The organism is Loktanella sp. F6476L (genome assembly GCF_023015725.1).
In the GTDB taxonomy this organism is placed as follows: domain Bacteria; phylum Pseudomonadota; class Alphaproteobacteria; order Rhodobacterales; family Rhodobacteraceae; genus Yoonia.
Genome location: NZ_JALKAR010000006.1, coordinates 223,456 through 245,839, shown reverse-complemented (window position 1 = coordinate 245,839; position 22,384 = coordinate 223,456). Strand labels below are relative to the sequence as shown.

Here is a 22,384-nt window from a genome sequence, read left to right as displayed (position 1 = left end):
TATGGTGGCCCAAAATGGCAAGGACCTATTGGTCAAAATCGACATGACCGGTGACGGATCGTTTCAGACGGTGGCAGGGCTGCGGGCGACCCGTATCAGCTTTAACGCCGAAAGCGTGGACGTCACATCGCTGGAAAGCACCGGTGGCTGGCGTGAATTGCTCGCGGGGGCAGGCGTGAAGACCTGCGCGATCTCAGGCTCTGGCGTTTTCAAGGACGCCGATAGCGACGAACGCGCGCGCCAGATTTTCTTTGACGGGGAAACACCTTATTTTCAGGTGATCATTCCGGATTTTGGCACTGTAGAGGGGCCGTTCCAGATCACGTCCGTGGAATATTCCGGCGCGTACAATGGCGAGGCGACTTACGAGCTGGCAATGGCGTCCGCTGGTGCGATCACCTTCACGGCGTTGACCTGATGGCGAACCCTTGGGCTGGCGAGGTCACGATCACGGTGGATGGTATTCCGCATGTCTGCAAGCTGACCCTTGGGGCGCTGGCCGAACTTGAGGACACGCTGGGCGAAGACACTTTGGTGGCTTTGGTCCAGCGGTTCGAAAGCGGCGTTTTTGCCAGCCGTGACGTGATGGCGTTGATTGTAGCTGGTCTGCGCGGTGGCGGCTGGACCGGCACCCGCACGGATTTGCTGACAGCCGAGATTGGCGATGGACCTGTGGCGGCGGCGAAGGTTGCCGCCCAATTGCTGGCCCGTGCCTTTGGCGGTGGATCATGAAGTTTGATTGGCCTGCGCTGTTGCGCGCAGGTGTGCGCGGTCTTGGGTTGCGGCCTGATCAGTTCTGGCGGCTCACCCCTGCCGAATTTCGCCTGATGCTGGGAATTGATGCGGGATCGGCGCCGATGGGACGGGCAGCACTTGATGCGCTGTCCCAAGCCTATCCGGATACAAAAAGGACATCTGAGGATGGATGAATTTGACGATGATACGTTTGGTGGGGCCGCGGATGATGCCGCCCGCCTGACGGCTGAAATCCGCGAGATGCGTGTCGCCTTTGCCGAGACGTTCAAGGAAGCGACGAACCTTGATAGTGGTCTCTCGAACGGGCTGCGTAAGGCGTTTGACGGCTTGGCGTTTGACGGCCTGAAGCTCAGCGATGCGCTGAACATGGTTGCCCGCAATATGATTGATACGGCCTATGCCGCTGCGATCAAACCAGTCGCCAATGGCTTTGGCAGCGCCATAGCCGACGGGATCAGCGGGATGGTCGCGAATGTCATGCCCCTCAAGGATGGCGCGCCGTTTTCGCAGGGCCGCGTGATGCCTTTTGCCTTGGGTGGTGTGGTCAGTGGCGCGACCACGTTCCCGATGCGCGGTGGTACGGGCCTGATGGGCGAAGCGGGGCCAGAGGCGATTATGCCATTGGCGCGCGGTGCCGATGGCCGCCTTGGTGTGCGTACTCAGGGGGGCGGGGGTGTGAACATCAACATGAATATCTCGACCCCTGATGTGGCGGGCTTTGCACGGTCGCAAGGACAGATCGCCGCCCGCGTTGCCCGTGCGATCGGGCAAGGCAACCGTAACCGATAGGAGCAGCCACCATGTCATTTCACGAAACTCGTTTTCCTGCATCGCTGTCTTTTGGTGCGATTGGTGGGCCAGAGCGGCGCACAGAGATTGTCACGCTCGCCAACGGCTTTGAGGAACGTAATACTCCGTGGGCCCATTCGCGTAGGCGCTATGATGCGGGGCTTGGTCTGCGGTCACTGGATGACGTAGCCTTATTGGTTGCGTTCTTTGAGGCGAGACAGGGCCAGCTCTACGGGTTTCGCTGGAAAGACTGGGCTGACTATAAGTCCTGCTCTGTAAATACTGATCCCACCCCGTTTGATCAGCGCATTGGTGAAGGCGACGAGGCCACAACCGCATGGCAATTGGTGAAGGATTACCCGTCCGGTGAAGCTTGTTACCAGCGGCCTGTGACGAAACCTGTTGTGGGGTCGGTGCGCGTTGCTGTGGGCGGGGACGCGTTGCAGGACAGCATTGATTATACCGTGGATAGCACAACGGGCCTGATCCATTTCGCTGAAGCGCCGCCGATGGGCGCTTCGATACAGGCCGGTTTTGAATTTGATGTACCAGCGCGGTTCGACACAGATCGCATCCAGACGTCTGTTGCCAGCTTCCGTGCGGGCGATGTGCCGAATGTGCCTGTGGTCGAGGTGCGGGTATGACTGTGCAGGCGCTTCACGATCATCTGGCGACGGGTCTGACCCATGTTTGCCAATGCTGGGCTATCAAGCGGCGCGACGGTGTGGTGCTGGGTTTTACAGATCATGACCGTGCTTTGGCCTTTGACGGGATCACCTTTGTCGCGGAAAGCGGGATGACGGCGCGTGCGCTCAGCCATACGACAGGGCTGTCCGTCGACAATACTGAAGCGGTGGGTGTGCTGACCGCCGACGCGGTGACCGAAGCTGATATCGCTGCCGGGCGCTATGATCAGGCAGAGATCACAGTGTGGCTTGTCTGTTGGGATGATGTCAGTGCCCGTAAGTTGAAGTTTCGCGGCACAATGGGTGAAATTACCCGCAACGGTGGCCAGTTTCAGGTGGATCTGCGCGGCTTGGCCGAGGCGCTGAACCAACCGCAGGGACGGTCCTATCTGAAAACCTGTTCAGCGGTGCTTGGGGATCGGTCTTGTGGGATCAATACCAAGACCGATGCCGCCTATGTGGCAGAGGTGACTGTGGACCGCGACACCGATGGCCAGACCTTTGATCTGGCCACACTGGTGCCGTTTAATGCGGAATGGTTCAAGGACGGGTTTCTCGAAGTGATGGCGGGTGCGGCCAAGGGGCTATCCGCCACGATCAAGGCGGATCAGTTGAACGGAACGCGGCGTGAGATCCTGTTGTGGCAGCCGCTTGGGTTGCCGATTGCCGTAGGCGACGAACTGCGACTTGTCGCGGGGTGTGATAAGCGTGCGCAGACCTGTCGCGAGAAATTCGCGAACCTCGCCAATTTCCAAGGTTTTCCGCATATTCCGGGGGATGACTGGCTGATGGCTGTCCCGCGCTCGGGTGACACGAATGACGGTGGGAGCCTGCGGTGAACGATATCGTGGCAGAGGCGCGATCTTGGATCGGCACGCCCTATGTGCATCAAGCGGCTGTAAAAGGGATCGCAACCGATTGTCTTGGGATGATCCGAGGCTTGTGGCGCACGCGGTATGGCGAAGACCCGCAAGGCGTGCCTGCCTATTCCGCCGATTGGGGAGAACCGCAACGCGATGAACGCCTGTGGCAATCCGCGCTAGATCATTTTGACGACGTCAGCGCCCAACCCATGCAGCCCGGACAGGTGATCCTGTTCCGGATGCGCGAAGGGTGGGTCGCGAAACATTTGGGTGTGGTGGCAGAGGTGGGCGCAAATCCAACCTTTATCCACGCCTACGCGGGACACGGGGTCACTGAAAGCCCGCTGTCCGCACCGTGGCAACGCCGGATCGTTGCCCGTTTTGCTTTCATGGAAGGATAGCCACTATGGCCACGCTTGTTTTATCTGCTGTTGGTATGTCGCTTGGGGCGAGTGTGGGCGGGGCCGTATTGGGCGTCTCTGCTGCGGCCATTGGGCAAGCGGCGGGTGCGACGTTGGGCCGAATGGTCGACCAGCGCGTGCTTGGGTCTGGAAGTGCTGCCGTTGAGACGGGCCGCGTCGATCGGTTCCGGATTACGGGTGCTGGTGAAGGGAACACGGTCGGTCAGGTATATGGTCGTATGCGCGTGCCGGGGCAGGTGATCTGGGCAACGCAGTTTCAAGAAACCACTGAGACGACAGGTGGCAAAGGGGCGGGTGCCCAACCCAAGGTGACGGAATACAGCTATACGGTCAGTCTTGCCGTCGCGCTGTGTGATGGCACGATCACCCGTGTTGGCCGTGTGTGGGCGGACGGGGTGGTCATGAGCCATGCCAAGTTGAATATGACTGTCTACGATGGGTCTGCGTTTCAATCACCTGATCCGAAGATTGTCGCTGTTGAGGGTGCGGACAACGCGCCAGCCTATCGCGGTGTTGCCTATGTGGTGTTCGAAGACCTTCCGCTGGCGCAATTTGGCAACCGCGTGCCGCAGTTTACCTTCGAGGTCATGCGCCCGTCCGAGATCACAGAACCTGCCGCCACAGCTGATATCGCCCGCCAAGTGCGCGGTGTCGCTTTGATCCCGGGAACGGGGGAATATGCGCTGGCGACGCAGCCTGTGCGCCTCTCACCGGATTTCGGTGACCAAATCGCAATCAACGTGAACTCTCCACTAGGGGGCACAGATTTTTATGTCGCGTCAGAGGCGCTGCGCGAGGAACTTCCGAATTGCCATTCTGCCCTGTTGGTCGTTTCGTGGTTTGGCAATGACTTGCGATGCGGAGAATGCGACGTCGCCCCGAAGGTCGAACAGACCGAGGTGGACGGGGACGAGATGCCGTGGGTTGTCTGCGGTCAGCCGCGTGCCTCGGCGGGGATGATCCCGCAGAATGGGGATAGGCCCGTCTATGGCGGGACGCCGTGTGATGCGTCTGTGGTTGAGGCAATCAAGGGGCTCAAGGCGCGACTGCAAGCACCGGTGTTCTATCCGTTCATCCTGATGGAACAACAAGACGGCAATACGCTGACCAATCCGTGGACCGGTAGCGCTGGGCAACCGCCTTTGCCGTGGCGCGGACGGATCACGACGTCGCTTGCGCCAACTGTGAATGGAACGACAGACCAGACCGTGGCAGCTGAGGCCGAAGTTGCAGCCTTTATGGGTAACGCTCAGTCGAGCGATTTCAGCTTGGACGGAGAAACCGTCGTCTACACGGGTCCCGATGAATGGCGCTATCGCCGGTTCATTCTGCATTACGCATATGTGTGTAAAGCGGCGGGTGGGGTGTCAGCCTTTTGTATTGGGTCCGAAATGCGGGGGCTTACGCAAATACGTGGGGCAGGTGGGTCTTATCCTGCCGTGGATGCGCTCATCCAATTGGCGGCAGAGGTCCGCGCGATCCTCGGACCGGATATCAAGATCAGCTACGCATCGGATTGGTCCGAATACCACGGGTATCAACCTACAGGGACGGGGGATAAGATATTCCACCTTGATCCTCTTTGGGCAGACCCGAATATCGATTTCATCGGAATTGATAACTACATGCCACTGTCTGATTGGCGGGATGGGGTAGACCATGCGGACGCGGATGCGGGATCAATCTATAACCTTAATTACCTGTCCACGAATGTGACGGCGGGCGAAGGCTACGACTGGTATTACAAAAGCGATACGGCACGGGATGCCCAACGGCGCACGCCGATTACGGACGGGCTTGCGGATGAGCCATGGGTGTATCGCTATAAGGATCTACCGAATTGGTGGGGGAACGCCCACCATGACCGGATAGACGGGGTCCGGTCTGCGACGCCAACAGCGTGGGAGCCTGCAAGCAAGCCAATCTGGTTCACCGAACTGGGGTGTGCTGCGATTGATAAGGGGACGAACCAACCCAACAAGTTCCTCGACCCCAAGTCGTCTGAATCCTTCATACCGCATTATTCAAACGGCAGGCGCGATGACTTTATGCAGATGCAATATTTGCGGGCGATCTATTGGCATTACGCAAACCCTGCGAACAACCCGACGTCCACGCTTTATGATGGCCCAATGGTGGACATGTACCGCGCACACGTCTGGGCATGGGACGCGCGGCCTTACCCGTACTTCCCCGGCAATCAGGACCTTTGGTCGGATGGAGACAACTACACACGGGGCCATTGGCTCAACGGTCGGAGTTCGAGCCGAACATTGGCGTCTGTAGTCGCAGACATATGTGAACGGTCGGGGGTCACGGCCTATGACGTCTCGAAACTCTACGGTCTCGTACGGGGCTATCACATTGCGGATGCGGGATCGGCACGGGCGGCGTTGCAACCGCTGATGACCACATACGGTTTCGAGGCGGCTGAACGGGACGGCATGCTTGTGTTCACCAATCGCACAGGGCTGCCGACGCAGGAGATGACACAAGACACATTGGCCTTCGATCCAGACAGGCCAACCGCGATCAGCCAAGTCCGGGGACCACTGTCCGAAATCGCAGCGCGCGTGCAATTTGAATATCTCGATTCCGAAGCCGACTACGAAGGCACAGTAACCGAAACCTCTGACCCAGAGCAAAAGACATTGGGATTGTCGCGCACATCCGTGCCGTTGGCCCTGACACAAGCAGAGGCGCAAGGCACCGTGGGGCGCTGGCTAGCGGAAACCCGTGTCGGCCAAGACGGGATTAGCTTTGCACTGCCGCCATCGCAACAGGCGCTGGGCGCAGGTGATGTGGTTGATCTGCACGTCGACGGGGACGCGGGGACGTTCCGTATCGACCGCGTCGAAGAAGCAGGTTTGCGATTGGTCGAAGCGACGCGCGTCGATCCCGAAGTCTACCTGCCGCAAAACATCCCCGAAATTGCCCCGAAACTGAAACCCTACGTAGGCCCTGTGCCAGTACAGCTGCAATTTCTGGATATTCCGCTGATCACCGGCGACGAAATTCCCCATGCGCCGCATATGGTGGCAACGGGACGCCCTTGGCCGGGGCAAGTCGCCGTATACCGGTCTGGCACGGACAGTGACTATGCGCTCGACAGCATCATCCGGCGTGAAGGCAGCATTGGACAACTGACGACGCCACTTCTGCGGGGACCCGTCGGGACATGGGATCGTCAAAACGGTGTAAATGTGAAGCTGATCCACGGGGCGCTCAGCGGCGCTGAAGTGGGGGCGGTGCTGTCCGGCGCGGGCGCTATCGCAGTGGGCGATGGCACCGCAGACAATTGGGAAATCCTCCAGTTCACCAAGGCCGACCCGATTGGTGCACAGGAATACGCGCTGTCAGGATTTCTGCGTGGGCAGGCGGGGTCCAGCGGGCTTATGCCTGATATCTGGCCAGCCGGATCAAAGGTCGTGGTGTTGAACCAAGCTGTGACACAACCCAATCTGGCGGCCACAACACGCGGTACAGAGCGCCATTTCCGGTTTGGACCTGCATCGGAACCCTTGGGGGATGAAACCTACCGCTACACCACGCAAAGCTTTGCGGGCAACGGGTTGCGGCCTTACCCCGTAGCGCATCTTAGGGCGACGGCGCTGGGCGAGAACTGGGTCCTCAACTGGATCAGACAGACACGGATCGACGGGGATGATTGGTCTGGCGTGGATGTGCCCTTGGGCGAAGATCGGGAAAGTTATCTTTTGCAGTTCCACGAAAGTGGCAGTTTGGTCGGGACGACAATTGTGAATTCCCCCACATGGTCGGGCGCATTGGCCGCTGGCACGAAAGTCGCTGTCGCTCAGATTTCAGATCGCTACGGTCCTGGTCCTGCGCAGACGATCACGGTGCCTAGTTAGATGCGTCCGGTCCATTTGTCAGATCTGCACACGGCGGCATTGATCCTGCGGGATCATCCGCCGGATCGACGTGCCGCGCTGATGACACAAGCGCTAGAGGCGGCGGATACAGCGGACCGCTACCGAAAAAAAATACGGCGGGGACATCCCGAATTTGGGACCGGCACGCTGTCGAGCGCAATGAGGGGATTTCAGATGGAAAGCACACAGGCCCCCTGCGAGACGGCTTACTTGGAAGCACTACAGGTGGTGGTGGCCGCACTGCTCGCCAAACGTCAAAACCATGCGCAAACTGCGTAAATTCAGTTCACGGGGTTTTTTCTTGTCGCGCCGAACCTAACTAGATTAGAACGACCTGACACAGCGCAAGGATGCGACACCATGGCCCAAAATAACGCAGCCCTGAGCACGGTTGACCCCGTGTGGCATCGCATCCGCGAAGAAGCTGAAGCCGCGATTATGTCCGAACCATTGATGGGTGGACTGGTGCATGCTGGCATCCTGCACCACGGCAGCTTTGAACAAGCACTGGCCTACAGGATTTCCATGAAGCTCGCGTCACGCGAAATGTCAGAACAAATCCTGCGGGAAATCTTGGACGAAGCATATGCGGCGGACACCAATCTGACAGCATCTGCGCGGGCCGACCTCGTTGCGATCTTTGACCGTGATCCGGCGTGCCACCGTTTGATGCAACCCTTGTTGTTCTTCAAAGGTTTCCAAGCGGTGCAGGCTTACCGTCTTGGGCATTGGCTGTGGAACACCGGCCGTAAAGACCTGTCTTATTACGTGCAGATGCGTGTGTCCGAATTGTTCGGGGTGGACATCCACCCGGCAGCGCGGATCGGTAAAGGCATCATGATCGACCACGCGCATTCGATTGTCGTCGGTGAAACAGCCGTGGTTGGCGATAACGTGTCGATGCTGCATTCGGTGACACTTGGCGGGACCGGAAAAGAAGACGACGATCGTCATCCGAAAATCGCGGACGGCGTGCTGATCGGGGCAGGGGCCAAGGTACTGGGAAACATCACCGTGGGCCATTGCAGCCGGATTGCGGCAGGTTCTGTCGTGCTGGAACCTGTGCCGCCGATGAAAACCGTGGCGGGTGTGCCCGCACGGATCGTGGGCGAAAGCGGGTGTTCACAACCATCGTTGACGATGGACCACCTGTTCGACGCGATCAGCTAGACGTGGATTGCTAATCGGCACGAGTCTTTAGTTTCTTTTGGCCGCAAATATCCCCGCCGGAGGCATTCCGCAGTTTGCACCTGCCACCGTCAGTCCTTGAAATGCAAAACGCCGGACCAAATGGCCCGGCGTTTTCTGTTTCGCGATAGCGTCGCTTTAGGCGAGCATTGTCATTGGGTTCTCAAGGTTGTCCTTGATGGCATTCAGCAGGTTCGCACCCAACGCGCCATCAATCACACGGTGATCCACGCTCAGCGTTGTGGACATTACAGTGCCCACGGTCAGTTCACCATCAGCGCCGACAATTGGCTTTTTCGTGCCGGCACCAACGGCCAGAATTGCGGCGTGCGGCGGGTTGATGATTGCATCAAAGTTGTCGATGCCGAACATGCCGAGGTTGGAAATCGCGAATGATCCGCCGCTATATTCGTGCGGGGCCAGCTTGCGGTCGCGCGCACGGGTGGCGAGGTCCTTCATCTCTGAAGACAAAGCCGACAGAGACTTCATTTCGGCGTCCTTCAGGACCGGAGTGAACAACCCGCCTTCAATGGCGACAGCAACCGCAACGTCGGACTTTTCGAATTGCAATGTGCGATCACCAGCCCAAACGGCGTTGGCTTCAGGAACTTGTTGCAACGCTAGTGCGCAGGCCTTGATGATAAAATCGTTCACGGACAATTTCACGCCGCGTGGCTCCAACTGTTTGTTCAACTGGCTGCGGAATTTCAGCAAGGCATCCAAGTTGATATCGCGGCGCAGGTAGAAGTGCGGCACGGATTGCTTGGCCTCGGTGAGGCGGGCAGCAATCGTTTTGCGCATCCCGTCGAGCGAAATTTCCTCGTAAGGGCGATCTGCATAGGTCTTGAGAACGGCATCGGTGCTTGGACCTGTGGCAACGGAAGCAGCAGCAGGGGCCGCTTTCGCTGGCGCGCTTGCCGCAGCTGCAGCAGGTTTGGTACCCGGTTGCGCGTTTTCCACGTCTGCCTTCACAATACGGCCACGCGGGCCGGAACCTGCGATGTCGGCCAGATCCAGACCTTTGTCAGCGGCGATGCGGCGGGCAAGCGGCGTCGCAAAAACACGTTCCCCATCTTTCACAGGTGCGGCTGGCGCAGGCGTGGCGGCATTATCGGAGCCCCCTGCGGGGGCCGCCTCTGCAGCCGCGGCAGCAGTTGGCGCTGCCGGTTCCGCTTTGGCCGCAGGTGCTGACCCAATGTCATCCGCGCTTTCGCCATCTTCGAGCAGAACGGCGATCACTTCGTTGACCTTCACGCCTTCGGACCCTTCAGCGATCACGATCTTACCGATCACACCTTCGTCGACGGCTTCGAATTCCATCGTGGCTTTGTCTGTTTCAATTTCGGCCATCACGTCGCCAGACGACACAGTGTCACCTTCTTTGACGAGCCATTTGGCAAGCGTCCCTTCTTCCATCGTAGGCGACAGGGCGGGCATCAGGATTTCAATAGGCATGGAATGGCTCCGTTATTGACCGGGCGCAGGAACGCTGGGTTCTAGAATTTCAGAGACGTAGGATTCAACCAACACCTCTTCGACTGCGACGTAGGATTGTCTTAGGTTTTGTTCGATATGCAGGTAGGCGACTTCGCGGGTCATCAGGGCCATCGCACGCCCGAGGTCTTCGGGATCCGACAGGCAGCCAATGATGATCTCAACCGTGTGGGAATGATCACCGCGTTCAATCAGTAGACCGTTGGGCGGGCAATCTGCGGGCATCTGGGCGCTGGCAGCCGATGCCACCAGTCCCAAGCCTGCAATCATGCCTGCCAAACGCATCACCGGTACGTTACCTTTTTGCACGCATCTACCACTTCGTCCGTGGTCAAAAGCGCATGCTTTTCAAGGTTCGCCGCATATGGCATCGGCACGTCTTTGCCTGTGCATGTGATCACTGGCGCATCGAGGTAATCGAACGCTTCTTGCATGATCACACCAGAGATGTAGCCGCCGACGCTGCCTTGCGGCCAGCCTTCTTCAACAGTCACACAACGGTTGGTCTTGCGCACAGATGCGAGGATCGTTTCGGTATCCATTGGACGCAATGTCCGCAGGTTGATCACCTCAGCATTGATGCCTTCAGCCGCTAATTTCTCAGCCGCTTCAAGCGCGTAAGTCATGCCGATCCCGAAGGATACGATTGTGACGTCATCGCCCGCGCGTTCAATCTTGGCTTTCCCGAACGGGATGGTGAAGTCATCCATGACAGGCACGTCAAACGACTTGCCGTACATGATTTCGTTTTCGAGGAAAATCACTGGGTTGTTGTCGCGGATCGCTGTTTTCAACAGACCTTTGGCATCAGCCGCAGAGTACGGCATCGCGACCTTCAGGCCCGGCACCTGCATATACCACGCGGCGTAACACTGCGAATGCTGGGCACCCACACGCGCCGCTGCGCCATTGGCCCCACGGAACACCATCGGTGCGCCCATCTGGCCGCCGGACATATACAATGTCTTAGCTGCAGAGTTGATCAGGTGGTCAATCGCCTGCATCGCGAAGTTGAAGGTCATGAATTCCACAATCGGGCGCAGACCGCCGAAGGATGCACCTGTCGCGATACCGGCAAAACCATGCTCGGTGATCGGCGTATCAATGACGCGTTTCGCGCCGAATTCGTCCAACAGACCTTGCGAGATCTTGTAAGCGCCTTGGTATTCGGCAACTTCTTCACCCATCAAAAACACATCGCCATCGGCCCGCATTTCTTCAGCCATCGCGTCGCGCAATGCTTCGCGGACCGTGGTCTTCTTCATTTCGGTGCCTTCGGGCCAATCAGGTGACTGGTCGGGGGCAGGGGCGGCAGGTGCTGCAGCCTCGGCTGGGGCTTTGGCAGCCTCTTCCGTTGCGGGTGCGGCGGCGGCTTGCGGCGCTGCGGGTGCTGCACCAGCTTCTGGTACATCTTCCCCTTCTTCCACGAGGATCGCGATGACGTCGTTCACCTTCACAGCTTCGGTGCCTTCGGCCACAACGATCTTGCCGACGATACCTTCGTCAACAGCTTCGAATTCCATCGTTGCTTTGTCGGTCTCAATCTCGGCCATAATGTCGCCGGATGAAACGGTGTCGCCTTCTTTCACCAGCCATTTGGCCAATGTACCTTCTTCCATCGTCGGAGACAGGGCGGGCATGAGAATTTCGATAGCCATTATGCTGTCTCCTCGTTGTAGATATCTGTCCAAAGCTCTTCGAGCGCGGGCTCCGGGCTTTCTTTGGAGAATTCAGCAGCTTCGTTCACGACAGCTTTGATTTCTTTGTCGATGGCCTTCAAGTCATCCTCGGAAGCATGTTTGCCTTTCAGCAGCGCGTCACGGACCTGTTCGATCGGGTCACGTTCGTCCCGCATTTTTTGGACTTCTTCGCGGGTCCGGTATTTCGCAGGGTCAGACATGGAATGGCCGCGGTAGCGGTATGTCTTAACCTCTAGGATGTACGGACCTTTTCCAGCGCGGCAGTGGGCGACAGCGCGTTCGCCAGCTTCTTTGACCTTGATGACGTCCATGCCGTCAACTTCTTCGCCTTCGATGCCGTAAGCCGCACCGCGTTCCCACAGGGACGGGGACTTCGTCGAACGTTGCACGGATGTACCCATCGCATATTGGTTGTTTTCAATGACGAACACGACAGGGAGTTCCCACAGTTCAGCCATGTTGTAGGTCTCATAAACCTGGCCTTGGTTGGCAGCACCATCACCGAAGTAAGTGAAGGTCACATTGTCGTTGCCTTTGTATTTGTCAGAGAACGCCAGACCGGCACCCAATGGCACCTGTGCTGCAACAATCCCGTGGCCGCCGTAGAAATGCTTCTCTTTCGAGAACATGTGCATCGACCCGCCTTTACCCTTTGAAAAGCCACCTTCGCGGCCCGTCAATTCGGCCATGATGCCTTTGGGGTCCATGCCGCAGGCCAACATGTGGCCGTGGTCACGGTAAGATGTGATGCGCTTGTCGCCTTCTTTTGCTGCGGCTTCTAGGCCCACAACAACGGCTTCTTGACCGATGTAAAGGTGACAAAAGCCACCAATCAGACCCATGCCATAAAGCTGGCCCGCCTTTTCCTCAAACCGCCGGATCAGCAGCATTTCCCGATAATGACCCAGCAATTCCTCAGCTGAGACGTTTGACTTCGCGGCGGCCTTCTTTGGCGGCATGGGCGGTCCTCCATCCAATTCGTAAATTAGTTTAGTGTTAAACTATCCCCTAAAGCAAAACACATGACGTTACGAGATGCAAACGACATATGAGGTATTCGGTGGGGGAATATGTGGGATGCGGATGGAGAATGGGTTGGTTGATCAACCGACTCGCAAAAACTCAACAGTCCCAATACAAGTACAGCAAGCCGGATGCGTCGCAGCTCTTCGCCTTGTTGTCAAAGAGTTCAACAAGCAAAGTATTCATCGACAAAAACTTCGGGGTGATCGCTAGGGCTACTCAATTAACGTATCGAGGAATAACCGATCAGAAACACGACCCGTCACGTCGATCAATATGCCTGCAAACGCTTTATCTGAGTCTTCCGTCCAAACAGCAGTCAGCCCGCCATCCCTTTTCGTATCGACTGCAAAAGTGGGGCGTCCGGATTGGGGTACATTAAGCCATTGACCCACAAACCCGTACTGTTGGATATGCGGCAAGAAAAAATCAAAACTATCGTAAAAATCTGGATGGTTCATTCCTTTGATTGCAACAAGGTCATGACCTGTTGTGACATCTCCGAAAGCGAAATACGCACTGTCCATACCGAAGTCGATTTTCCCTACGATTTTTGCTGGTGGGGTGTCTGCAGCGGCGAGCCAAACAGCGTGGACTTGATTTTCCCGCGGAATGAGCGGGTTTTCAACGTGAACCCATACACGGAGCTGATCTACAGGAACAGATCTTGCGCCACGCATGTGGTAGTCGTCGCCCCAAGAGGGATCGCCGATAAATAGCTCACCGCTGGGTAGGTGGAGTGTGCCGAAGTCTAGCCAAGTCACAGCTCGCTCAGATTTGGCTTCGATCCAGTCGCGCCCCGTTTGGATGTTGTCGCCCAGCAAGGTAGAGGGGACTAGCAACCAAAACAAAGGCGCAGAAAGCCGAAGAAAAATGTTCATGATTGCCCCAGAATACACGACGTACGATTTGCGAGCACTTTGGCATCGGGAAAGCCTGATGACCATGGGGGCGTAAATTAATTCAAGTGGACTCAGATGCTCAGGAAGTGTGGCGCAAATCAGTGGTACCGAATAGCAATCTCATCCGTCCGGATCGTGCCAAGCACCCGTAAATGCTTGGCAAGTTCGTTTTACTCAGCGTCTGCCGGTTTGATTTTGTCCCATGTTTGGGTATCAAAATCGCTCGCATCGTGGCGTTCACGTAGTTGCTGGTCTTCGTCGCCCCATGCTTTGTTCACCATCTTACCGCGCACCACCGCCGGACGTGCGGAGATGTCGTCCACCCAGCGGTTTACGTTTTTGTAGGATGCAACGTCGAGGAACTCGGCGGCTTCGTAGACCAGATTTTGCACGAGCGCGCCGTACCACGGGAAGGTTGCCATATCGGCGATGGAGTAGTCGTCTCCGCCCAGATATTTGGCCTCGCCCAGACGACGGTCGAGCACGTCGAGTTGGCGTTTGGTTTCCATGGCAAAGCGGTTGATCGGGTATTCGAATTTCTCGGGCGCATAGGCGTAGAAATGGCCGAAGCCGCCGCCCAGATAAGGCGCGGAGCCTTGGAGCCAGAACAGCCAGTTCAGGGTCTCAACCCGTGCCTTGGGATCGGTCGGCAGGAACGCCCCGAATTTTTCGGCCAGATACAGCAGGATCGCACCGGATTCGAAGATGCGCACACCGTTGGTTTCATCGAACAGGGCAGGGATCTTGGAGTTCGGGTTCACCTCAACAAAGCCAGACGAGAACTGATCGCCCTCTTGGATGTTGATTAGCCACGCATCGTATTCGGCGCCTGTGTGACCTGCCGCCAGCAATTCTTCGAACATGATCGTGACTTTGACGCCGTTGGGCGTTGCTAGCGAATAAAGCTGATGCGGGTGTTTGCCGATTTGGCGGTCTTTGTCGTGGGTCGCACCTGCGATGGGTCGGTTGATATTGGCGAACTTGCCGCCGCTCTCGGCGTCCCATGTCCAGACTTTGGGGGGCGTATACGTCATGTTGTGTCCTTTGAGCGCGTTGTTCAAGTTGTGTTCAGTGACATAGGGGTGGTCGAGCGGATGTAAAACCACCACCTTAAAAATAGCAGAGATACATCACAGTTTAGCGATCTCGTGGCGGGTGTTTAGGTCTTGCGCATGCTCGGGATTTTCATCCCCGCTTGGCTAGATTCAATCAGAATACCGAGCCTTTTTAGTTGTGTATCTTCGCGTTTGGCGCTCATTACCCACCAGATGGAATCCCTTCTGTAGGATGGTGCGAGCGCATTGAGGAAATCCCATGCTGCCTGGTTGGCTTTGATTTGTGCCTCAAAATCCGGCGATAGCGGGACGTTACGGTCCGCAGATGTGTAGCCTTTGGTGTCTTTACGGTTGTTGTAGACGTGCAGCCCCGCTGGTTTCATCAGCCCAAGCGGGATGAATTCCTGCACCTTTTTGACGTTCACGGCACTCCATACGCTATTGATTTTGCGAGGCGTAAATCGAATTTTGTAGCTTTGATCGTCGATGGATTTGCGCACCCCGTCGATCCAACCATAGCATAGTGCAACATCCACGGATTCCGACCATGTGATGCTGGGCCGTTTGGTGCTTTTGCGGTAGTACCCAACGGAAAGTTCTGTTGCTGCGGGATTTGCTGCGAACCAAGCCGCAAAGTCGTTCTTGGATGTAAAGAAGACAGGGTCGTCCACACTTAACGCCCCGTGCCTTGGAGTACGCCGTGTTCCATTGCGTAGCGGGTCAGCCCAGCTGTACTGGAAATCCCGAGTTTGCGTTTGATGTTGTTACGGTGTGTTTCGACCGTACGCACAGAGATGTTCAACGTCGCAGCCACGTCTTTGTTGGACTTACCTTGCGCAAGTTCCAGCAGGATTGTCTGTTCGCGCCCTGTCAGTGGTTCGCGCCCGTCTGCGATACGCGGCGACAGCGATGTTTTCGCCCCCGTACACAGGTATTGTTGGCCGGCCATGACGGTTTCAATTGCCGTCTTGATCTCGTCGGTCGGCACGTCTTTCAGAACATAGCCCTTCGCCCCGTGTGAAAGTGCTGTGTTGATGTATTCGGGGCTGTTGTGCATCGACAGGATTAGGATGCGCGTGTCTGGGCATTTCTCTAAGATCATTTCGGTCGCATTCAGTCCGCTCACGTCCGGCATGTTGAGGTCCATTAAGATTACGTCAGGCGCAAGATCGCCAACCTGTTCAACCGCCTCGCGCCCGTTGTTCAGCGCGCCGACGACCGTGATGTCGTCATAGCTTTCAAGGATCGCTTGGATGCCTTCGGTGACCATTGGGTGATCGTCTACAATCAGAACACGGACGTTCATGCGGATTTCCTTTGGTTGTCGTCGTCATTGCTGCCTGCCTCTGGGCGGAGCATATGTGTCAGGGGGACTTGGGCTTCAATCATTGTGCCCTGTGTCGAAGAGCGGATGCGCAATGTCCCACCGATCTGTTCCAGCCGTTCTTGCATGTTGCGCAGGCCAAGACCACCACTGGTGCGGGCTTGGGATTTCTGGGCTGGCATGCCTTTTCCGTCGTCGGTGATGATTAGGTGGGCACCGCTGCGTTTCCCCTTGAGCGATATCGTTACGTTTTGGGCGGCCGCGTGGCGTTCGATGTTGGTTAGCGCCTCTTGGGCGATCCGGTACAGCGCGATGCGGGCTTCTTGATCGAGCCGGTTGCGGAAGACCACGGTTTCCACGCTACAGGTCACGTCGGTCCGTTGGGCAAAATCATCTGCCAGCGATTGCAGGGCAGGGCCGAGACCGAGGTCATCCAAGACACCGGGTCGGAGGTCGCGGCTGATCCGACGGACCTCTTGGATTGCACCGCCTAACCCAATGATGCCTTTATCAAGACTGTTACCCACACGATCATCGTTGATTTGGAAACGTCGTTTGGTCAGTTCTAGCGCGTAGCGGACCCCGACGAGCATCTGACTGATCCCGTCATGGAGTTCACGCGCCACGCGTCCGCGTTCCTCTTCTTGGGTGTCGATGATCCGTTGGGTCAGCGCCTTGAGTTTCACGTCGGCCAAACGCCGCTCACGGATATTGATCACCAATCCGCTCAGAAACACGCCAAGTAGCGCCACGATCACGATCCCCACGATGTAAACGGAGGTCTGCGCGATTCGCGATTCAACTTCGGCGCGTGCGGATGCAACCGTCTGTTGCACGTCATCGATAAAGATGCCGGTGCCAACGACCCAACGCCAGTCTTGTAGGCCGTTCACATAGACGATCATCCGACCTGTTTCGCCTGTCGACGGCTTTGGCCAATCGAAGCTGTGATAGCCTCCGCCAGTTCGCGCAATCCGGATCAATTCGTCTGTAATCGGAATGCCGTTGGCGTCTTCAAGGCCGGTCCAATTGCGGTTGATCAGGTAGGTCTGCCGCGGGGCGACGAGATTATTACCGTCGTAATCGAACACGAAGAAGTAGCCGTCTTGACCATAAAGAATGGCTGAAAGTAATTGAGAAACCTCAAGTTTTGCCGCTTCGTCATCTGGCGCTGCTCGTCCGTAGGTGTTCACAAATGCGGTGCGTGCGATGGAAAGGTAGTTCTTCAGCTCTTCGCGCTTGGTGGCGATCAGCTGCGCCTCAAGCGCTGCAATTTCGCGTTCGGCCAAGTCGCGCGATTGGTTCGTCACAACAATTGAAATCACCGACACCGCAAGGATCAACGGGACCGTTGCCAGCAAAAACAGCTTTTGCCCGTAACTGAAACTGAGTGCGCCGCGCAGGCGGTGAAAGATGTCTTTCATGGGGGGCGGGGATAGTCCCGAATCCCCGACGAATCAAATCCGAATCGCACAACGTTTTGGTGGATCATTGGCTGTTAGCGCCCAAACTTTGTTCAGAAAAATCGCAAATTCTGCAAATTCGACCACAAACTACGCAGAACTACGTATTTTACCTTCCGGACGACTAGGCTAGCTTTTGCCTACGAAATGATCCGCAGTGCGCCACTGGGAGGTGCGCGTGCTGTGAGGAATACCAATGGGAGGAAACCAAATGGATCGTCGTTCTTTTCTTAAAAATTCCGCGCTTGGCGGGACAGCTGCAGCAGCAACTACGCTGGCAGCACCTGCTTACGCGCAGGGCAAGCGGACACTGACGCTTGTCACAACGTGGGGCCGTGGCCTTGCTGGTGTGCATGACGCAGCTCAGCGTGCCGCTGACACAATCACTGCAATGACTGATGGCGACCTGACCATCGATCTGAAAGCGGCTGGCGAACTCGTCGGTGCGTTCGAAGTGTTTGACGCTGTGACGTCTGGTCAGGCTGACATGTACCACGGTGCTGACTACTACTTCGTCAACCAGCACCCTGGTTACGCGTTCTTCACATCCGTGCCTTTCGGCATGACGCCACAGGAAATCTCTAACTGGTATTACCAAGGCGAAGGCCGCGCATTCCACGACGAGCTGGGTTCTATCTTTGGTCTGAAGTCATTCTTGGCTGGTAACACTGGTCCACAGGCCGGTGGCTGGTTCTCCAAAGAGATCGCTGGTCCAGAAGATTTCCAAGGTCTCAAGTTCCGTATGCCGGGTCTTGGTGGTCAAGCACTGGGTAAAATGGGCGCATCCGTTCAGAACCTTCCAGGTGCTGAAGTTTACCAAGCTCTCGCGTCTGGCGCCATCGACGGCACTGAGTGGATCGGCCCATGGGCGGATGAAAAGGCTGGTTTCCAAGAAATCACCAAGTTCTACTACACAGCTGGTATGCACGAGCCGGGCGCAGCCCTGTCTTTGGCGACGAACCTCGACGTGTTTGAGAGCCTCTCACCTGCGCACCAGAAGGTCATCGAGATCGCATCTGGCGAAGCACACCAGTGGAACCTTGCCCAGTTCATGGACAACAACGGTGCAGCACTGCAGCGTCTGCAAGCCGGCGGCGTAAAAGTTCTCGAATTCCCTGACACTGTTTGGGATGCGATGGGCGATGCTGCACGCGAAACGATGGACCAGTACAATGGTGATGACCTGTATGACCGCCTGCGCGCGTCTTACAACGCATCCATGGCTGCGTCTTCTGGTTGGATCCAGAAGTCCGAAGGTGCGTACCGCGCCCAGCGTGACCGTGTCATGGGCTAATTCCTACGGGAATTTTAGCCAATAAGGTTCGGCCCGACGTCAAATTGACGTCGGGCCACCATTGAAATTTTAGCGTGGTGCGGGCCCGGGGAGGGACCCCACGCATTTTGGGGGACATCATGGAAGACGATATCGCCTGCACGGGATTTTTCCGTGCATCTGCAGAAGACACGATCAGTTGTCTTGATAAGTTTGAGATGGGCGGCCCCATCCAATACTTCTTCGGCAACCTTCTCGAAGCACCGTTCAACTTGGTCTACGCCTTTGCGCATCCGGGTCAGTGGCTGGATTGGTCGAACAAAGAATCCGTGATGCGGTTCATTTACTACGGTGCCTCGGCTGAACTGTTCTTTGTGTTGTTCGCCATCTTCTTGGCGATCACTATCGTTGGTTTCTTCCGCAATCAGTTCATGTGGGCCTGCGTGCGCGTGTTGGAAGGTTTTGCCAACGGCGTTGGTCGCTTCTTTGCATGGGCGGGCCTGTTGATGGTTCTCCAGCAGATCATGATCATTTTTATGCAGCGTATCTTTGCGGTGTCCGAAATATCGCTCGGGTTCGGGTCGGCCTTCACCAAGGACGTCAGCTGGTGGTCAGAAGAACTGAAGCTTTACAACGCGATGATCGTTTGTTTGTGCGCCACATACACATTCGTCCAAGGCGGCCACGTGCGTGTTGACCTTGTCTATTCCGCGATTTCGTACCGTGCCAAGCGCACGATCGATATGATCGGGGCCATGCTGTTCATGGTGCCTGCCGCACTGCTGACATGGCTTTACGGTTGGTTCTTCTTGTGGCGTCACCTTGTGGTGCCGAACCCATCTGCGTCTGATAGTCTTGAACGTCTGCTGGGCAAGTCCCGTGCACTGCGCTGGAATATTGAGACCATCGGGTTTTCTCCAAACGGGTTCAACGCCTACTTCCTGTTCAAAATTCTGCTCGTGATCTTCACCTTGATGGTGATCTTGCAAGCCATCGCGTTCTTCTACCGCTCATACCTTGAGCGCAAAGAGGGCGAGGATAGCGACGGCAAGTACCTCGACAAAGACAAGCTGGGTGACGCGCAAGCCGAACTCGTCGCTGAAATTCATTAAGGACCAAAGACCATGCTTTTTGGATTAGACGGCGTAGAAGTCGGTATTATCATTGTTTTCCTGACGCTCTTTGCGGGCATTCTGTCAGGCTTTCCCGTGGCCTTTGCGATTGGTGGCTCTGCGGTCATTTCATTCGCTGTGATTGCTGCACTCGATAGTTCGGGTCTTTTGATCCACGAGGCCATCGACACTGGATCGGACGCCTATGCGGCCTTGATCGCAGAAGGGGTCAGACCCGACGCCATATCGGTGTTCCGAAACCCCGATTTGCCGATTTATGAAACGGCGCTGTTCCCGCAGGGTTGGGAAATGGCGCTGGACCGGAACGTTGGTTTCTTGGTGAACCGGATGAACGAACGCGTCCTCGCGGGTCAGTCGATTGAGACGCTGTTGGCCGTGCTGATGTTCGTCATGATGGGTATCGTATTGGAACGGTCCCGTATTGCGGATGAATTGCTGACAACAATGGCGAAGGTCTTTGGCCCGCTGCCGGGTGGTTTGGCTGTGTCCATCGTGATCGTGGGGGCGTTCCTCGCGGCGTCTACAGGGATCGTTGGTGCGACCGTTGTGACCATGGGGCTGCTGGCGCTGCCAACCATGTTGAAGAACGGCTATTCGCCGGAACTGTCTACTGGTGTGATTGCCGCATCCGGTACGCTGGGTCAGATCATTCCACCATCTATCGTGATCGTTCTTCTCGGGACGCTCGCGGGCGACCTGTATTCCGCTGCACAAGAAGACCGCGCCCAATTGGCTGGCTGTTCAGACGCGCTGACGTTCCTTGGTGAGCCTGCGGTTGTGTCGGTGGGGACGTTGTTCCAAGCGGCTTTGTTGCCGGGTATTTTGTTGGCGTTCCTTTATGCCGCATATGCATTTGGCTTCGCATTGCTGAACCCATCGAAGGCCCCACCCGTGGAGATGGGCGAAGCGTCTAGCGGTGAAGTCATCACGCGTAACGAAGCGCTGTTGTGGTTCCTTGGTGCACCTGTCGCATTGATCGCCGTGTTCATCGCCTTTGGTGCGTTCGACATCCGTGGGTCCCAGACAGTTATCGTCGATAGCTACACAGATGCGGGCCAAACGGCGTCCTTGCGGACCAATGTTGGTGAAGAATGCGCAGCCTCTATGCAGGAATTGCACGGTGCGGAAGCGTGGGCTGCGGCATTGGCCGAACAAGCCGCGATTGATGATGCGGGCGGCGTTGCCGAAGCACGTGAATTGTCGCCGGAAGAACGTGCGGCAGCTGTGGACGCGAAAGTAGCGGCAGCGGCACCGATCGGCACAGGCATCGGTCTGATCGCACTGCTTGCAGGTCTGACGTTGGTACTGGCACGCGGTGTTGCACCTTCTGCAAACGCGGCACCGCTGATCGCAGGTGCTGCTGGTGTGCTGGCCTTGTTGTTGGTCGATATCCTGTTGATCGGGCCATTGACGACACCGGGAACCACCGTTGTCCTGATCGCATTGCCAATGATCGCGGTGTTCTATGGCATGAAACATGCATCTGCACGTTTGTTTGCCAATGAGATCGTCAAAGTGGTCTTCCCACCATTGGTGCTGATCATTGCCGTGCTTGGGTCTATCCTTGGCGGGATTACAAACCCGACACCTGCAGCGGCACTTGGGGCAGGCGGGGCTATACTATTGGCCACCTTCCGCAAGCTGCAAGAGCAGGGCAAGTCAGGCAACATGGTGCTTTATACCACTGCTGCAATCATGATCATGCTGCTGGTCGGCACGAACTTTGATATGCGCCTCGGCCAAGAGGTCGTGTTGTTCGAAAACTACGTGGCCTACTTGGTTGCCTTCGCAGCCTTCCTGTTCGCGATGTTCGGTCTGATCTGGTCATGTGGTGTGTTGTTCACGGGCGGGGTTCTGTCCCCGGTGGTCCGCGAAACAGCCAAAGTGACGTCGATGGTTTTCACAATTCTGATCGGGTCGCAGTTGTTGAACCTTGTGCTGATTTCGTTTGGTGGTGAGCATTATATCCAGCAATTCCTGCGCTCCTTCGATAGCGAATGGCAGGTCTTTATCATCGTAATGTTGGTGCTGTTTGTGTTGGGCTTCGTGCTTGATTTCCTTGAAATCATCTACATCGTGATCCCGATTGTAGGGCCCGTCATTTACGGCGGTACATTCGATCCGAAGTGGGTCACGATCATGATTGCGGTGAACCTGCAGACATCGTTCCTGACGCCACCGTTCGGTTTTGCCTTGTTCTACTTGCGGGGTGTTGCCCCAAAGGAAATCACGACGGGTCAAATCTATCGCGGTGTGATGCCATTCATCGGAATCCAAGTTGCGGGCCTCGCGTTGCTAGCAGCCTTCCCTGCGGTGGTGACAATTGTTCCGAATTTGCTGAATTAACGGACGCGGCTTAGTGCCGCGTCAACGAAACTTTAGGAAGCCCCGGTTATGCAGAGCGCAGAACCGGGGCTTTC

The 22,384-nt window shown here is 56.6% G+C and carries 22 protein-coding genes; 13 read left to right on the top strand and 9 right to left on the bottom strand.

What is annotated here, in order from left to right; genetic code table 11:
• Position 1 precedes the first annotated feature (1 nt).
• The 10 genes from MWU61_RS13910 to cysE all read left to right on the top strand — a co-directional run bounded on the left by MWU61_RS13910 (position 2) and on the right by cysE (position 8,579).
• The gene (locus tag MWU61_RS13910) at positions 2 to 418 is read left to right on the top strand and encodes a phage major tail protein, TP901-1 family (RefSeq protein ID WP_247128979.1); all 417 of its coding nucleotides are present in this window, start codon (positions 2 to 4) and stop codon (positions 416 to 418) included.
• The gene (locus MWU61_RS13905; RefSeq protein WP_247128978.1) at positions 418 to 732 is read left to right on the top strand and encodes a gene transfer agent family protein; all 315 of its coding nucleotides are present in this window, start codon (positions 418 to 420) and stop codon (positions 730 to 732) included. The genes MWU61_RS13910 and MWU61_RS13905 overlap by 1 nt, the downstream gene beginning before the upstream one ends.
• Positions 726 to 929 (top strand): rcc01693 family protein, encoded by a 204-nt coding sequence (locus MWU61_RS13900; RefSeq protein ID WP_247129017.1) that lies wholly within the window; start codon positions 726 to 728, stop codon positions 927 to 929. Before MWU61_RS13905 ends, MWU61_RS13900 begins: the two co-directional genes overlap by 7 nt.
• Positions 922 to 1,545: a phage tail tape measure protein gene (locus MWU61_RS13895; protein WP_247128977.1), complete on the top strand. Its 624-nt coding sequence runs from the start codon at positions 922 to 924 to the stop codon at positions 1,543 to 1,545. The genes MWU61_RS13900 and MWU61_RS13895 overlap by 8 nt, the downstream gene beginning before the upstream one ends.
• An 11-nt stretch (positions 1,546 to 1,556) precedes the next feature.
• Positions 1,557 to 2,189, top strand: coding sequence for a DUF2460 domain-containing protein (locus MWU61_RS13890; protein WP_247128976.1), 633 nt, complete (start codon positions 1,557 to 1,559; stop codon positions 2,187 to 2,189).
• On the top strand, positions 2,186 to 3,070 hold the full coding sequence (locus tag MWU61_RS13885) for a DUF2163 domain-containing protein (protein WP_247128975.1): 885 nt from the start codon (positions 2,186 to 2,188) through the stop codon (positions 3,068 to 3,070). Before MWU61_RS13890 ends, MWU61_RS13885 begins: the two co-directional genes overlap by 4 nt.
• Complete coding sequence (locus MWU61_RS13880; protein WP_247128974.1) at positions 3,067 to 3,495, top strand: NlpC/P60 family protein; 429 nt, start codon at positions 3,067 to 3,069, stop codon at positions 3,493 to 3,495. Before MWU61_RS13885 ends, MWU61_RS13880 begins: the two co-directional genes overlap by 4 nt.
• Positions 3,496 to 3,500: 5 nt before the next feature.
• Entirely contained in the window at positions 3,501 to 7,388 is a 3,888-nt protein-coding gene (locus MWU61_RS13875; RefSeq protein WP_247128973.1) for a glycoside hydrolase/phage tail family protein, read from the top strand.
• On the top strand, positions 7,389 to 7,688 hold the full coding sequence (locus MWU61_RS13870) for a hypothetical protein (RefSeq protein ID WP_247128972.1): 300 nt from the start codon (positions 7,389 to 7,391) through the stop codon (positions 7,686 to 7,688).
• Between the two features lie 81 nt (positions 7,689 to 7,769).
• Positions 7,770 to 8,579 carry a serine O-acetyltransferase gene (gene cysE, locus MWU61_RS13865; protein ID WP_247128971.1) on the top strand — a complete coding sequence of 270 codons (810 nt, stop codon included), beginning with the start codon at positions 7,770 to 7,772 and terminating at the stop codon, positions 8,577 to 8,579.
• A gap of 156 nt (positions 8,580 to 8,735) precedes the next feature.
• Here cysE and MWU61_RS13860 read toward each other — a convergent pair whose 3' ends face one another.
• The 9 genes from MWU61_RS13860 to MWU61_RS13820 all read right to left on the bottom strand — a co-directional run bounded on the left by MWU61_RS13860 (position 8,736) and on the right by MWU61_RS13820 (position 17,519).
• Positions 8,736 to 10,052, bottom strand: a complete 1,317-nt coding sequence (locus tag MWU61_RS13860) for a pyruvate dehydrogenase complex dihydrolipoamide acetyltransferase (protein ID WP_247128970.1) — start codon at positions 10,050 to 10,052, stop codon at positions 8,736 to 8,738.
• A gap of 12 nt (positions 10,053 to 10,064) precedes the next feature.
• A complete protein-coding gene (locus MWU61_RS13855) occupies positions 10,065 to 10,379 on the bottom strand; it encodes a hypothetical protein (protein ID WP_247128969.1) in 315 nt (104 codons plus the stop codon).
• Positions 10,376 to 11,749, bottom strand: a complete 1,374-nt coding sequence (locus MWU61_RS13850) for a pyruvate dehydrogenase complex E1 component subunit beta (protein ID WP_247128968.1) — start codon at positions 11,747 to 11,749, stop codon at positions 10,376 to 10,378. Before MWU61_RS13850 ends, MWU61_RS13855 begins: the two co-directional genes overlap by 4 nt.
• Positions 11,749 to 12,750 (bottom strand): pyruvate dehydrogenase (acetyl-transferring) E1 component subunit alpha, encoded by a 1,002-nt coding sequence (gene pdhA / locus MWU61_RS13845; RefSeq protein ID WP_247128967.1) that lies wholly within the window; start codon positions 12,748 to 12,750, stop codon positions 11,749 to 11,751. Before pdhA ends, MWU61_RS13850 begins: the two co-directional genes overlap by 1 nt.
• A 279-nt stretch (positions 12,751 to 13,029) precedes the next feature.
• The gene (locus MWU61_RS13840) at positions 13,030 to 13,695 is read right to left on the bottom strand and encodes a hypothetical protein (RefSeq protein ID WP_247128966.1); all 666 of its coding nucleotides are present in this window, start codon (positions 13,693 to 13,695) and stop codon (positions 13,030 to 13,032) included.
• 191 nt (positions 13,696 to 13,886) lie between these two features.
• A complete protein-coding gene (gene yghU / locus MWU61_RS13835) occupies positions 13,887 to 14,750 on the bottom strand; it encodes a glutathione-dependent disulfide-bond oxidoreductase (protein ID WP_247128965.1) in 864 nt (287 codons plus the stop codon).
• Positions 14,751 to 14,875: 125 nt separating this feature from the next.
• Positions 14,876 to 15,442 carry a YdeI/OmpD-associated family protein gene (locus MWU61_RS19875; RefSeq protein WP_247128964.1) on the bottom strand — a complete coding sequence of 189 codons (567 nt, stop codon included), beginning with the start codon at positions 15,440 to 15,442 and terminating at the stop codon, positions 14,876 to 14,878.
• A 2-nt stretch (positions 15,443 to 15,444) separates the two neighbouring features.
• The gene (locus MWU61_RS13825) at positions 15,445 to 16,077 is read right to left on the bottom strand and encodes a response regulator transcription factor (protein WP_247128963.1); all 633 of its coding nucleotides are present in this window, start codon (positions 16,075 to 16,077) and stop codon (positions 15,445 to 15,447) included.
• Positions 16,074 to 17,519: a cache domain-containing protein gene (locus MWU61_RS13820; protein WP_247128962.1), complete on the bottom strand. Its 1,446-nt coding sequence runs from the start codon at positions 17,517 to 17,519 to the stop codon at positions 16,074 to 16,076. The genes MWU61_RS13825 and MWU61_RS13820 overlap by 4 nt, the downstream gene beginning before the upstream one ends.
• Before the next feature lie 250 nt (positions 17,520 to 17,769).
• Here MWU61_RS13820 and MWU61_RS13815 point away from each other — a divergent pair, with 250 nt between their 5' ends.
• The 3 genes from MWU61_RS13815 to MWU61_RS13805 all read left to right on the top strand — a co-directional run bounded on the left by MWU61_RS13815 (position 17,770) and on the right by MWU61_RS13805 (position 22,310).
• Entirely contained in the window at positions 17,770 to 18,852 is a 1,083-nt protein-coding gene (locus MWU61_RS13815; RefSeq protein WP_247128961.1) for a TRAP transporter substrate-binding protein, read from the top strand.
• A gap of 119 nt (positions 18,853 to 18,971) precedes the next feature.
• Positions 18,972 to 19,943: a TRAP transporter small permease subunit gene (locus MWU61_RS13810; RefSeq protein WP_247128960.1), complete on the top strand. Its 972-nt coding sequence runs from the start codon at positions 18,972 to 18,974 to the stop codon at positions 19,941 to 19,943.
• A 12-nt stretch (positions 19,944 to 19,955) separates the two neighbouring features.
• Positions 19,956 to 22,310 carry a TRAP transporter large permease subunit gene (locus tag MWU61_RS13805; protein ID WP_247128959.1) on the top strand — a complete coding sequence of 785 codons (2,355 nt, stop codon included), beginning with the start codon at positions 19,956 to 19,958 and terminating at the stop codon, positions 22,308 to 22,310.
• Positions 22,311 to 22,384: the final 74 nt, after the last annotated feature.

What these genes read in the sequence shown, in the direction of transcription:
- MWU61_RS13910 (WP_247128979.1), top strand. Translation starts at nt 2, where the DNA reads ATGGTGGCCCAAAATGGCAAGGACCTATTGGTCAAAATCGACATGACC.
- MWU61_RS13905 (WP_247128978.1), top strand. Translation starts at nt 418, where the DNA reads ATGGCGAACCCTTGGGCTGGCGAGGTCACGATCACGGTGGATGGTATT.
- MWU61_RS13895 (WP_247128977.1), top strand. Translation starts at nt 922, where the DNA reads ATGGATGAATTTGACGATGATACGTTTGGTGGGGCCGCGGATGATGCC.
- MWU61_RS13890 (WP_247128976.1), top strand. Translation starts at nt 1,557, where the DNA reads ATGTCATTTCACGAAACTCGTTTTCCTGCATCGCTGTCTTTTGGTGCG.
- MWU61_RS13885 (WP_247128975.1), top strand. Translation starts at nt 2,186, where the DNA reads ATGACTGTGCAGGCGCTTCACGATCATCTGGCGACGGGTCTGACCCAT.
- MWU61_RS13875 (WP_247128973.1), top strand. Translation starts at nt 3,501, where the DNA reads ATGGCCACGCTTGTTTTATCTGCTGTTGGTATGTCGCTTGGGGCGAGT.
- MWU61_RS13870 (WP_247128972.1), top strand. Translation starts at nt 7,389, where the DNA reads ATGCGTCCGGTCCATTTGTCAGATCTGCACACGGCGGCATTGATCCTG.
- cysE (WP_247128971.1), top strand. Translation starts at nt 7,770, where the DNA reads ATGGCCCAAAATAACGCAGCCCTGAGCACGGTTGACCCCGTGTGGCAT.
- MWU61_RS13860 (WP_247128970.1), bottom strand. Translation starts at nt 10,052, where the DNA reads ATGCCTATTGAAATCCTGATGCCCGCCCTGTCGCCTACGATGGAAGAA.
- MWU61_RS13850 (WP_247128968.1), bottom strand. Translation starts at nt 11,749, where the DNA reads ATGGCTATCGAAATTCTCATGCCCGCCCTGTCTCCGACGATGGAAGAA.
- pdhA (WP_247128967.1), bottom strand. Translation starts at nt 12,750, where the DNA reads ATGCCGCCAAAGAAGGCCGCCGCGAAGTCAAACGTCTCAGCTGAGGAA.
- MWU61_RS13840 (WP_247128966.1), bottom strand. Translation starts at nt 13,695, where the DNA reads ATGAACATTTTTCTTCGGCTTTCTGCGCCTTTGTTTTGGTTGCTAGTC.
- yghU (WP_247128965.1), bottom strand. Translation starts at nt 14,750, where the DNA reads ATGACGTATACGCCCCCCAAAGTCTGGACATGGGACGCCGAGAGCGGC.
- MWU61_RS13825 (WP_247128963.1), bottom strand. Translation starts at nt 16,077, where the DNA reads ATGAACGTCCGTGTTCTGATTGTAGACGATCACCCAATGGTCACCGAA.
- MWU61_RS13820 (WP_247128962.1), bottom strand. Translation starts at nt 17,519, where the DNA reads ATGAAAGACATCTTTCACCGCCTGCGCGGCGCACTCAGTTTCAGTTAC.
- MWU61_RS13815 (WP_247128961.1), top strand. Translation starts at nt 17,770, where the DNA reads ATGGATCGTCGTTCTTTTCTTAAAAATTCCGCGCTTGGCGGGACAGCT.
- MWU61_RS13810 (WP_247128960.1), top strand. Translation starts at nt 18,972, where the DNA reads ATGGAAGACGATATCGCCTGCACGGGATTTTTCCGTGCATCTGCAGAA.
- MWU61_RS13805 (WP_247128959.1), top strand. Translation starts at nt 19,956, where the DNA reads ATGCTTTTTGGATTAGACGGCGTAGAAGTCGGTATTATCATTGTTTTC.